8 protein-coding genes are annotated in these 12,317 nt (G+C 62.0%); 2 read left to right on the top strand and 6 right to left on the bottom strand.

The features are described from left to right. Positions 1 to 25 precede the first annotated feature (25 nt). Genes FJW06_RS22960 through FJW06_RS30695 form a run of 3 tightly spaced genes read right to left on the bottom strand, consistent with a single transcriptional unit; the run spans position 26 to position 3,810 of the window. Positions 26 to 1,279: a c-type cytochrome gene (locus FJW06_RS22960; RefSeq protein WP_140754779.1), complete on the bottom strand. Its 1,254-nt coding sequence runs from the start codon at positions 1,277 to 1,279 to the stop codon at positions 26 to 28. Then, the gene (locus FJW06_RS22955; RefSeq protein ID WP_140754777.1) at positions 1,276 to 3,042 is read right to left on the bottom strand and encodes a GMC family oxidoreductase; all 1,767 of its coding nucleotides are present in this window, start codon (positions 3,040 to 3,042) and stop codon (positions 1,276 to 1,278) included. Before FJW06_RS22955 ends, FJW06_RS22960 begins: the two co-directional genes overlap by 4 nt. Before the next feature lie 3 nt (positions 3,043 to 3,045). Beyond that, positions 3,046 to 3,810, bottom strand: a complete 765-nt coding sequence (locus tag FJW06_RS30695) for a gluconate 2-dehydrogenase subunit 3 family protein (RefSeq protein ID WP_246674793.1) — start codon at positions 3,808 to 3,810, stop codon at positions 3,046 to 3,048. Positions 3,811 to 4,444: 634 nt separating this feature from the next. Between FJW06_RS30695 and FJW06_RS22945 the strand changes: the two genes are divergently transcribed. Further along, positions 4,445 to 6,940 (top strand): membrane-bound PQQ-dependent dehydrogenase, glucose/quinate/shikimate family, encoded by a 2,496-nt coding sequence (locus FJW06_RS22945; RefSeq protein ID WP_246674792.1) that lies wholly within the window; start codon positions 4,445 to 4,447, stop codon positions 6,938 to 6,940. 456 nt (positions 6,941 to 7,396) lie between these two features. On the opposite strand, the gene FJW06_RS22935 is transcribed toward FJW06_RS22945, so the two are convergent. Next, positions 7,397 to 7,783 (bottom strand): nuclear transport factor 2 family protein, encoded by a 387-nt coding sequence (locus tag FJW06_RS22935; RefSeq protein WP_140754773.1) that lies wholly within the window; start codon positions 7,781 to 7,783, stop codon positions 7,397 to 7,399. Positions 7,784 to 7,818: 35 nt separating this feature from the next. Then, complete coding sequence (locus tag FJW06_RS22930; protein ID WP_140754771.1) at positions 7,819 to 8,046, bottom strand: hypothetical protein; 228 nt, start codon at positions 8,044 to 8,046, stop codon at positions 7,819 to 7,821. Positions 8,047 to 8,497: 451 nt separating this feature from the next. On the opposite strand from FJW06_RS22930, the gene FJW06_RS22925 reads away from it, so the two are divergent. Then, positions 8,498 to 11,086, top strand: a complete 2,589-nt coding sequence (locus FJW06_RS22925; RefSeq protein ID WP_140754769.1) for an EAL domain-containing protein — start codon at positions 8,498 to 8,500, stop codon at positions 11,084 to 11,086. A gap of 421 nt (positions 11,087 to 11,507) precedes the next feature. Here FJW06_RS22925 and FJW06_RS22920 read toward each other — a convergent pair. After that, the coding region (locus tag FJW06_RS22920; protein WP_140754767.1) for a PDZ domain-containing protein at positions 11,508 to 12,317 on the bottom strand (810 nt) is incomplete at its 5' end.

The raw sequence follows: 12,317 nt of genomic DNA, 5'->3' as shown, positions 1-12,317 counted from the left end.
GGGTGTCGGAGGGCAGCGCGCCAGGTTAGTATGCGCCGGTAACGCTGTCGGTGGAGCTGCGCAGTTTCCGGACCGTTTCCGCAGTCACCGGAGCCGCGCGGTTGCCCCAGGCGTTACGAACATAAGTGGCGAGCGCAGCGACCTGTTCGTCCGACAACTTCCAGCCAAACGATGGCATGGTCTTGTCGTTGGGGTTCTTCGGCGTCGCTGCGGCATGGCCACCGTTCAGAATGAGGCGAAGCATCGATAGCGGTTCTTCTGATTGCACGACCGCGTCGCCCCTCAGCGACGGGAACACACGCTCGACACCTTCGCCGCCGAGCTGGTGGCATGCAGCGCAATCGTCCCCGTAAATTGCTTTTCCGGCGCTGAGCATCTTTTGATCGGCGTCGCCAGCAGAATTGGGCGTAAAGGCAGGCAAGGATTTGAGGAAGGTGGCGATTGCCTGCAGATCCTGGTCCGTGAGCTTCGATGTCGAGTCCTTGACCACTGCGCCCATCGGACCATAGGCAGTCGTGCGCGCATTGTGGCCCGTTTTGAGAAGGGCCACGATGTCCTCTTCGCTCCAGGAGCCCAGGCCGGTGCGTTTGTCGCCCGTCAGGTTGGGCGCGAACCAGTTCTGCACCTCCGCGCCTTGAAAGGCATCCGACGTCTTCGACGAGCCGAAAACATTCTTGGGCGTGTGGCAGGCGCCGCAATGGCCGAGCCCCTCAACCAGGTAGGCCCCGCGATTCCATTCGGCGGACTTATCCTTGCCGGGCTGGAATTCGCCGGGCGTGAAGAACAGGCCGTTCCATGCGGCCATGGCAAACCTGTGATTGAGCGGCCAGATAAATTCGTTGTCGCGCGGTTTGGCCCGCACCGGGGCGACGGTGCGCAGGTAAGCGCGGATGTCGTCGACGTCCTGGCGCGTCACCTTGGTGAACCAGGGATAAGGGAAGGCCGGGTAAAGGCGCCGGCCATCGGCGGCCAGGCCCTCGTGCATGGCTCGGTAGAACTGCTCTTCGGTCCATGCCCCGATGCCGGTCTCCGGATCCGGGGTTATGTTGGCGGAGTAGATCGTGCCGAAGGGCGTCTCGATTGGCCTGTCGCCCGCGAAGGGCTTGCCGTCATCCGCAGTATGGCAAGCCGCACAATCTCCCGCCGCCACCAGATATCGTCCACGCTCCTGCCTGGCGAAATCACCGATCTGAGCATGTGCGAAGGAACCCAGCGTCACGAACACCGCGCCGAGCGCTGCGGCACCTGCCACCGGGACGAGCCCGCGGCGCCTGGTCATGCGTGCACCAGTGGGCCGGGATGCTTGAGGTACTGGCGGCGGATCGCATCCGCTGCCCACAGCGCAAGAGCGCTTACCGTCCCGGTCGGGTTGTAGCCGCTATTGTGGGGGAAGGCGCTGGCGCCAACCACGAACAGATTAGGCACGTCCCAGTGCTGGAGATATCGGTTGATCACGCTGTCGGCGGGGCTGGCGCCCATGATGGCGCCACCGGTGTTGTGTGTCGACTGATAGGGCTCAATGTCGTAGCGCGGTCCGCGCGCCGATTTCTTGATTTCGCGAGGCTTCATGGCGTGCGCGATCTCCACCATCTTGCCCATGGCGAAATCCTGCATCTTCAGTTCGTTCTGCTTGAAGTCGTACGTCATGCGCATCAGCGGCCGGCCATAGACATCGCGGTAGGTCGGATCGAGATCGAGATGGTTCGACTTGTCCGGCATGACCGCCCCCATGAGCGATACGGACATCGACTTGAGATAATTTTCGACAAAGGCCTTCTTCCACTTGGCGCCCCATTTCGGCGTTCCTTCCGGCAATAGTTCCGTTTCAATCGGGCGTCCCGTCGTCATGTAGCCGGCGATATACCCGCCATGGATGAATCCGAGGCTGGTGTGGTCGAAATTGTCGCCGTTCCAGTCGTCGACGATGACGCCCAGTGCACCCGCACCGACGAAAGGGTTCAGAAGCTTGTCATCGAAGAACAAGTCGACCGAAGGCGTGAGCTGATAGCAGTAGTTCTTGCCGAGCGTTCCCTGGCCGGTGCTTGGATCGTAGATCTTGCCGATACCGGAGCTCATCAGCAGATGCACGTTGTGCGTGGCATAGGCGCATACAATGACGAGGTCCGCCGGTTGCTCGAATTCGTTGCCCTGGGCATCGACGTAAGTGACGCCGGTCGCGTGCTTGCCGAAAGCGTCGACATTGACCCGCGTGACCTCGCTTTCCGTGCGAACGGTGAAATTCTTCTTGCGCATCAGGACAGGCAGGATGGTCGTCTGAGCACTGGCCTTGGAATAGTTGCCGCAGCCGAATTTCTCGCAGAAGCCGCAATAGGTGCAGGGCGCCAGCGTGACACCGAGCGGATTGGTGTAGGCTTGCGACATGTTGCCCGAAGGGCACGGAAATGGATGCAGCCCGAGAGAGGCCGCTGCTTGGCCGAACAGCGTCGGCCCGTAGGTCTGCTTCATCGGCGGCGTGGGGTAGGGTTTCGAGCGAGGCCCTTCGAACGGATTGCCGCCCGGTTGTTTCTGTCCGTTGACGTTGCCGGCCTGGCCAGCGATGCCGCACAGCTCCTCCCAGCGCATGTAGTAGGGCTCTAGCTCGTCATAGGTGATGCCCCAGTCCTGCAGCATCATATCCTGCGAAACCGCGGCATTCCCGTATCGCGCGACGGTCTGGCTGCGAATCTGGAAATCATAGGGCAGAAAGCGCCAGGCCTGGCCGTTCCAGTGAAGGATGGACCCGCCGACGCCCGTGCCGGGCAGGAAAGAGCCGAGCCGCCGCATCGGAAGAGCCGTCTGGTCGGGGGTATTGCGGAAGGTCAAGGTCTCCTGAGCGGTCTCTTCGAACAGATGCCCGTGATAGCGGTAGCGCAGCTCATCCTGAATAAAGCTGGGCGCAAAGTCGGTTCCCGTGTCGCGCCAGCTGCCGCGCTCCAGCGCGAGCACCTCGAGCCCTTCTTCCGTAAGCTCCTGCGCCATGATCGCTCCGGTCCAGCCGAAGCCGACCAGGACCACGTCGACGGACGGAAGCTTGTGGACCATGCGTCAGCCTTCCCCGTTCCATTCCGGACGGCCGCGGATCCCGACTGGCGGTTGATCATAGCGTTGTCCGTGCCGATCCACCCAATCGAGATAATTGTAGCGCGCGCCCGGAAACCCAAGCATCTTCCATCCCGCCATATCCTTGTTCCCGCCATAAATGGGATCGCTGAACATGCCCTCCTTGGTGTTCAGCCAGAGCATCTTGAAAAAGGTCTTGGCATCCACACCGCCAAGGTCGAGCTTGCCTTTCTCGAGATCGCTTATGATGGCGTCCTGTTCGTCTGGTGCGAGGCCGGCGAAAGGCGTGGCAGAATGTGAGGAAGCGACGTGGTCCTCTATAGCCTTGATGGCTGCACGATAGAGCGCAGAAGGAGTCAGGCGCGATTGATAGCCCTGCGTCTCCTCTCCCTTTGACCAGGGGCCTTGCATGTACCAGCCCTGTGCCCGACCGTAGGCGCCGGCCAATTGGTGATCGATGAACAGCGCGACGCCGCATGCCTTGGCTCCGGGGCCCACGGCGTCATCCGGAATGAGCCTTTCGGTTGCGGCTTCGATGAAAGCCGCCTCCTCGGGTGTAAAAAACTTGTAGTCAGGGGCCTGGAGGGGATGCGGAGCGTCGGCCTGATGCGGCAGCCACGGATCTTTGTCGCCACCATGGACATCACGTGAAAAGGCCGGGGTCGTGCCAATGGCTCCGGCTCCGGCTGCCGCTGCGGCGGTGGCGCTGGCCGCCAGGAATTCGCGGCGGCTGACTTTTTTTGGTTTCACGACGCGACCATGATTCCGAGTACGCGTGCGGCCAAACCGCGGTGGCGGGAAAATGTTCCCTCCGCCGATCCCTTTCGGAGCGCGATTGAGCGCCGAGTGGCGATGAGACGGGGCAGCTCGTAAGCGACGCGAGAGACCACGGTGATGTGGCGCCGCGCCAGGGCAGCGCGTTTGACTGGGTCGGCTCGTCAAAGCAGCCACTGGGCGCGTCGCACATTCCAAAAGGCTCTCTTTGGTTGCCTCGTTGCCAGCCTCGATCCGGGGCGGACGCCACGGCAAGGTACCCGTGCCCTTTAGCTTATGGCGGTCCCGAGGCCGCTTCGCTTTCGAACCCTTGGCGAAAGAAAGAACCTGACCAGGTCGTTTCGCCGTTGCCGGCAAGAGCAAGGAACCTAATGATCTCGGCACGGTTTGGGCATGGCTGCGAGAAGAAGCAACTCGTGTCCAACGGCATTCACGGCAACGGCATGACGCCTGGCCCGATCTGACGCAGCCGCAGATGAGCCGGAGGCGCCTCGGAAGGGACGTAGAAGAACTCCGCCGGCAGCGCGGCCGGCGCGCCTGACGGCGTTGCTCTTCCCGCGTTGGGTGGCTGCTTCGCAGCTGGGGACATCTGCGGTCGGCGGGGCCAGGCATGACCACAAAGCCGCAAAGCAGGGACACCGCGGTTGGCGCTCCTGCAAGCCCTGCGTTCCTGTTCATGGGAAGGCAATCGCGCCAACCGGAAACGATGGAGGTTACGATGCGCTCTCGATTCCTGAGCCTTACCGGGGTCACAGGCCTCCTCGTCGCTCTGATTGGCGCCGTACTTGCGGTTGGCGGTGCAGATCTTGTGTGGCTCGGCGGCACCATCTACTACGTTGTGACCGGACTCCTCCTGATCGCCTCGGGCACCTTGATCCTTCTGCAGCGACCGCTTGGGTTTTGGCTCTATGGCGTCGTCCTTGCTTTCACCTTGGTCTGGTCCCTTTACGAAGTGATGCTCGACGGTTGGGCGCTGCTGCCGCGGCTGGTAGCGCCAGCAGTCTTGGGTCTGTGGATAGCGATGCCCTGGGTCGCCGGACGGCTCGGCCTTCGCGCGGCATACCGTTGGATCGGCGCCGGCGCGTACGTTGCGCTGATCGCGCTCGTGTTCGCCGCCGGTTGGATGACAACCGCCCAACGTTGGCGGCAGAACGGTCAGATCGCATCGGCCTCCGCCGTGAGCAATCCCGAGTTCGACGTCGCGCCTGGCGACTGGGTGTATTACGGCCGCACTGCGGACGGGCATCGATACTCGCCTCTCACGCAGATCACCCCCGCCAATGTCAACCAGCTTAAGGTCGCCTGGACTTTTCACACAGGCGACATGCCCCGCCCTGGGGAGAACGCTCATGGCCATGAGTTCAATTTCGAAGCAACGCCGATCAAGGTCGGCGACACCATGTATCTGTGTACGCCGCACCGTGACGTCGTGGCGCTCGACGCCGTTACCGGTGATCAGCGCTGGCGTTTCCACCCGCAGAACGACACCAGGTCCAATATCTATCTCGCCTGCAGAGGCGTCGCGCACGCGACGCTCGGCGCGACAGGGGACACTTGCTCCGAACGGATCATCTCGACGACAGCCGACGCGCGCTTGTTTGCATTGGATGCGCGAACGGGCCAGCTCTGTCCGGACTTTGGCGAGAACGGCTATGTGGACCTGAGACAGGGCATGGGCGTGGTGCCACCCGGTTTCCACTTCATCACCTCGCAGCCGATGATCGCCCGCGGCAAGATCATCCTTTCCGGCTGGGTATATGACAATCAGACGGAGGGCGAGCCGTCGGGGGTGATCCGCGCCTTCGACGCCCGCAGCGGCAAGCTAGCCTGGGCCTGGGACATGGGTCGCGCCGATCCAACCTCGCCCTTGAAGCCCGGCGAAATCTACACACGCGGTACCCCGAACGGCTGGGGCGCATACACGGCGGACGACAAGCTTGGGTTGGTCTTCGTGCCTATGGGCAATGCCACGCCTGACTACTGGGGCGCCAAACGGCGGCCGTTCGACGAGAAGTACAGCTCCGCCATTGTGGCGCTCGAGATCGACAGCGGGCGTGAGCGTTGGCACTTCCAGACTGTCCATCACGACGTGTGGGATTTCGACCTGCCGATCGCCGGCAGCCTCGTCGACCTCCCTGACGGCACGCCTGCGATGGTGCAGACCACGAAGCATGGCCAGCTATTCCTGCTCGATCGACGGGACGGGCACCCACTCGCCGCCGTTGACGAGAAGCCGGTCCCGCAGGACGGTCTGCCCGGCGATAAGCTCTCCCCGACGGAACCCTATTCCGTGGGAATGCCAAGCCTGACGCCCGCCAGGTTGACCGGTGTAGACACTTGGGGCGTGACCCCGATCGACCAGATGCTCTGCCGTATCAAGCTCGCCGGCAGCCGAAACGATGGGCTCTTTACGCCGCCGACCACGCAAGGCTCCATCCTCTACCCGGCTTTCGACGGCGTGGTCGACTGGCAAGGTGGAGCAATCGACCCTGCGCGCCACCTGTTCGTCGCCAACACAAGCTATATCCCCTTCACCTCCAAGGCTACGCCGCACGATGAGGCGGTGAGGAAGGGACTGATTTATCCTTGGGCCGGGTGGGAGAGCGGACAGCCTTATCCGCAACCGCCAGAGTTTGCCAACGGTCCGCAATACGGAACACCTTACGAAGTTACGGTGAAGCCGTGGCTCAACGTACTGGACGCCCCGTGCATGCGGCCGCCCTGGGGCAAAATGGTCGCGATCGATCTCTCCACCCGCCAAATTGTTTGGGAGCGGCCCGTTGGAACCACACGCGACATGGGGCTGTTCAAGACCCATTACGACCTTCCGTTGCCGACCGGCATCTTCAACATCGGCGGCTCGTCCATTACCGCAGGCGGGCTGATCTTCGTCGGAGCCTATGCCGACGATTACATCCGCGCGATTGACGAGCGGAATGGCAAGGTCGTATGGCGGGCGCGGCTGCCGGCGGGCGGGCAAGCAACGCCGGCGGTGTATCAAGGCCGCGACGGTCGCGAATATATAGCGATTGCCGCTGGTGGTCATGGCGGGTTGGGTACGCGCAACGGTGACGCCGTGATCGCGTACGCGCTGCCCAGCAAATGAGCGTAACCGACACAGGTACCCCAAGGGCGCGGCTCCGTGGTCAGATCCTCACCGGCAGTGCCTGTCGGGGCGGTCGTCCGTGCGTGTAACGGTCTTGCTGCTCAGGACCACTATCCGACTTCACCGGGGCTGTCGGGTACCTCGACGAGCGGGAATTACAGCGTTCGAATCTCTAGTCTGCCTGCTTTCAGGCGATTGATCGTTTCCGGCTCAAATCCGGGGAGCCGCGCAACTTCCCGCCAACTCGCGAGCGGCCTGGCCTCGATAACTGCACTTGCCTGCGCGAGGTTGAGCCCTCCGGCCGCCATGAGCTCGTCAATGGTCGCCGAATTTATATCGACCACCTCTCCGGCATGATGAGCATCGCGTGTCTTTGGACCTGTCATTGCCACTGCTTTCGTCGTTATCAGGATGCAACCAATCCACTCAGAAGAAGTTCCGCGCGCCTCCAACGTACTAATAGTCCGCGCTCAACAGAAGCCTGTAGTGGATCGTTTGCAGGCGGATCAAACCGTCCTGAATGAAGAAGGTGTCGGCACCGTCCGCAGCGTCGAAGCGCTCGGAGCTTGCACGCCAGATAAGCAGTGCGTAGCGCTCACGCACTTGCTTCTTGATCAACTCGAATTTCGCGCCGGGCAGTTGATCTCTCAATCTTCTTGCCGAGTTCCTGAGCGCGTCATGGCCACAGTCATTCGAGTTAACTGTGAGGAGAATAACGTCAGCAGCATAGTTGCGCGCCAGATCCTCCTCGAGACGACCTTGCAGTCTCAGCCGGAGATGATCCTCAAATACCTGTTGGGCCGAACGTGTGGACAGCTGCGAAGTTTTGAGGGAAGGGGCCATGCAGAGCCAAACTGGGTCGCTGTGGCAAGGTTCCATCAGAGGGACGGTTCCTTGAGACTCCGCCGAATGACCTTCGACAGGATCGGGGCGGCTCGCCAGGGAGAGCTGCTGGCCGGCGCGCACAGGGCTGTTGTGGTACTGTTGAAGTAGACGTTTTCTTTCCCGTATCGCTGCTCCAAAGCATCGGCGACGTGCTCGCACTGCAGCTCCCTCGTGGCGATGGTGACGTGGAGACGAATGCGCGCGCGCTGCGGATCGATCATCGTCACAACCGCGCTGCGATCGGACTATTCGAATGTTTCAAGAACGCTGTGAATTACGAAATCAGCTGCGTTGGGCCACTGAGCCGGCCTGATCTTCAAGGGCCTTCTTCATCCCAAATCAATGGGTCATGGCTTGGTAAGCAGTCGCGTTTCAACGGTCTCCTCCGACAGCTGCCGTTCATTGGATACGTAGTGAAATGCCTCGGCGTCCAGAAGAATACTAGCCCAACTCGCGCAATCCTGTGAGCCGCGAGTATCTCCTTATCCAAGCGGGTAACCGGAAAGTGTTCCGGCGATGCATCATTGAAGGCAGAAAATGACCAGCAACAAATCGTGTTAAACGTCGCCTTAAGTGAGCTTTAATACTTGAGCGCGATTCTGGCGAGGCGCCTCCAAATAACCCGCCACTCGCGCCTGCGGGCGGGACTGAGCTTATCAGGTCAGCGTCCATATGAAATGGTTCAGGGACGTCAGTGTCGGCAGCAAGCTCTCGCTGGGCTTTGGACTGGCGTTGCTCTTCACCGTGACGGTCGGGGTGTTTGGGGTCGCACAGCTGCGGTCGCTGAATAAGGTCACGAGCGAGATCACCGGAATTTGGTTGCCCCAGGTCCAGATCGTCGGCGAGATGAAGCGCAACCTTGCGGAGCATCGGCTTTACGCCACCCTGCGGATGCGTACCACCGACGCTCAGCAAACGGCTGACATCGACAAGCAGATGGCGAGAGAAAGCGACGAAATGCTCCGAGATCGCCGCGCCTACCGCAGGAGTGCCGGATCGCCGGCCGAGCAGGAACTGTTCGATCAATTCGTCAATCTGTGGACGGCGTATCAAGACTCCCTGTCATCGATCATTCCGCTTCTCGATACCGCGGACCAGCCGAAGGCAGCGAACGAGTTCGAGGCGGTTTCGCTCCCCACGGTTGCGGCGGCGGCTCAGCGGCTGGACGGCCTCTTGGCGCTCACCAATCAGCGCAGCACGGCTGCCGCGGTCATGGCGGACCGCACCTACAGCATCGCACAGCAACTGACCTGGGTGGCAATCGTCTTTGCCGCCGTATGCCTCGGCGTGCTTGTCGCCTGGATTCGTCAAAATGTCAGCAAGCCTATCCTCGCTGTCAGCGAGGCGATGCACCGGTTGACGCAGGGCAATCGTGCCTCAACGCTTGTGGCGCTGAAAAGAGACCGACGCGACGAGATCGGGCTCCTGTTCTCGGCCTTCGCCGGTTACCGCGCCAGCCTGGAGCGCAGCGAGGCGTTCGCTCGCGAGGCTGAAACGGAACGGCAGCATCTGATTGCCGCTGCCGCGAACATGCCGGTGGGCCTGTGCATGTTTGATGCCGAGCGGCGGTTGATTTTTTGCAATCAGACCTACGCTGACCTCTACCACTTGCCAGAGGCCCTGACCCGTCCGGGGTCGCAGTGGGCCGATTTGATGCGGTTCAGGATTGCGGCGGGGCTCTATGTAGGCCTCCAGCCGGACAAGTACCTGGAAGAGCTGTCGGCGACCATTGAGCGCGCTGAGCGTGTCGTGAGCCTTGTGGAGCTAAGGGACGGGCGCACAATCGACGTCATCCACCAGCCGCTGCCAGGCGGCGGATGGCTTGCCACGCACCACGATGTGACCGACTTGCGGCGCAGCGAGGCGCGCATTTCCCACATGGCGCGCCATGATGGGCTTACCGACCTACCAAACCGGATACTGTTTCGCGAGCGCGCCGAGGAAGCCTTGGCCGAGATGGCCCGCAGAGATTGCAAGGTAGCTTTCCTTTGCCTGGATCTGGATAACTTCAAGACTGTCAACGACACGCTAGGGCATCCGGTTGGCGACGCCTTGCTCAAGGAGGTCGCCGCAAGGCTGAAGCACATCGTGCGCGAGGAAGATACGGTTGCCAGACTAGGTGGCGACGAGTTCGTGGTCGTTCAAAATGGGGTCGATCAGCCTGTCGAGGCCACCAGCCTTGCGCAACGCATCATTGATGCGCTGAGCGCGCCTTATATCGCTGACGGCAATGGCGTCACGGTCAGCGCCAGCGTCGGCATCTCGATTGCGCCTGACGACGGCACAAACGCCGACCAGCTGCTCAAGAACGGCGACATGGCGCTCTATCGGGCAAAGGCGGAGGGCCGCAGAACATACAGGTTCTTCGAGCCGGACATGGATGCCCGCATGCAGGCGCGGCGGGTTCTGGAGCTCGATCTGCGCGACGCGTTGGGACGGCAGCAGTTCGAAATCTACTACCAGCCGCTCCTCAATCTCGAAAGCGGCGAGGTCAGCTGTTTCGAGGCGCTGTTGCGCTGGCATCACCCGGTGCGGGGCATCGTTTCGCCATCCGAGTTCATCCCCTTGGCCGAGGAGATCGGCCTGATCGTTCCGATTGGGGAATGGGTGATCAAGCAAGCTTGCCTCGACGCGGCAAACTGGCCCGAAGGTATCAGGGTTGCCGTCAACCTCTCGCCGACGCAGTTTCGCAACGCTCGCTTGCTCGCCACGATCGTCGCAGCCCTGGATGCCTCTGGATTGCCCGCGAGCCGTCTCGAGCTTGAAATCACCGAGACCGTGCTGCTGGCCAACACCGAGGCCACTCTCGCGATGCTGAAACAGATCCACTTGCTGGGTGTGCATATCGCGATGGATGACTTCGGAACCGGATATTCGAGCTTGAGCTACCTGCGCTCCTTTCCATTCGACAAGATCAAGATCGACCAGTCCTTCATAAAGGATGCCGGGGGCGTCGACAGCTCCGTCGCCATTATTCGGGCCGTCACAAGCCTCGGCAGCAGCCTTGGAATGCAGACCACCGCCGAAGGGGTCGAGACAGCCGAGCAACTCGATCGGGTACGACGGGAAGGCTGCACCGAGGCACAGGGTTTCCTGCTCAGTCGACCCCTGCCTGCCCGGGAGATCCCCGCCATGCTGGAGCGGGCGCGTGCAGTTGTGGCGGGCGAATTCAGCGAGCCTGCACCCGAACTGACAGGCGAGCGGAACAAAGAGCTGATTCCCGCCGACCGGCGACGCAGAAGTGCGTCTGCCCGGGCTTGAGGGGCAAGACGTCCCGCCCGCAAAACAGAGCTGAAAGCTGCTCGTTCTGAACGTCTGCGGCGAAGGGCGCGGCAATAAAGGGCATGTGTCAGTCGCAGCTTCCGGCCTAAGCCGGCGGGCGCCTCCAAAAGCCAACCCGCCTTTCCTCTGTCAGGGAGAGATATCGCTGGCCCTTGGAATCTCTCGCGAAAACCGCTGTCAAGCCGCATTAGGGGATTGAGCCCTTCATGCAACAAGGAACCTTGCCCTCCAGCATTTCTTCCGGGCGAGCCCTGTCTGCTGGCGAGGGCCGCGAAGCAAACATCGCGACCGTCCAATCGGGCAGCGACCTGGAGGAGCACAGAGCGAATCCGAACTGCGTTTCCCGGCGGCGGCGCGAGGTGGTTGATACCGCCGCAGGGAAAATCTGAACGCTGATGCCTCAGCCCTTGCCGACCGGCAGCGCGACGAAGCGGTTCGAGTCGTCGCGGGTGATCTGCATCAGCACGGCCTTGCGGCCGGCCTTGGCGGCATCGGTCATCGCCTTGGAGACGTCGTCGGTCGTGTTCACCTCGTTCGAATTGATCGAGGTGATGACGTCGCCAGGCTGGACGCCGCGGTCAGCCGCCTCGCTGTCGGGATCGACGTCGGTGACCACCAGGCCCTTGCCGTTGTCCGACTTGGTAACGGTCAGGCCGAGATCGGCGAGCTTGTCAGGCTTGGCAGCGGGCGCCGACTGCTTGTTGTTGCTGTCGTCGTTCGAAGCCTGCTTGTCGCTCGCGGGCAGCGTGCCGAGATCGACCTTGACCGTCTCGTTCTTGCCGTTGCGCCAGACGGTGACGTCGACCGATTTGCCCGGCGCGAACGCACCGATCATGCGGGCGAGCTCCTTCGGCGAGGCGACATCCTTGCCGTCGACCTGGGTGATGACGTCACCGGCGACGATGCCCGCCTTCTTGCCCGGCCCGCCATCCTGGGCGCTCGATACCAGCGCGCCCTTGTCCGACTTCAGGCCGAGCGATTCGGCGATATCGGAGGTGACCGGCTGGATTTCGACGCCGAGCCAGCCGCGCTGGACCGAGCCGCTCTTCATCAGATCCTGGACGACCTGCTTGGCGGTCGAGGCCGGGATGTCGAAGGCGATGCCGACGCTGCCGCCCGACGGCGAGAAGATGGCGGTGTTGATGCCGATCACCTGGCCGTTGAGGTTGAAGGTCGGACCGCCCGAATTGCCGCGGTTGACCGAAGCGTC

The organism is Mesorhizobium sp. B4-1-3, from assembly GCF_006439355.1.
Classification (GTDB): domain Bacteria; phylum Pseudomonadota; class Alphaproteobacteria; order Rhizobiales; family Rhizobiaceae; genus Mesorhizobium.
The sequence above is the reverse complement of the archived record's forward strand: the minus strand, read 5'-3'. Positions and strand labels throughout refer to the sequence as shown.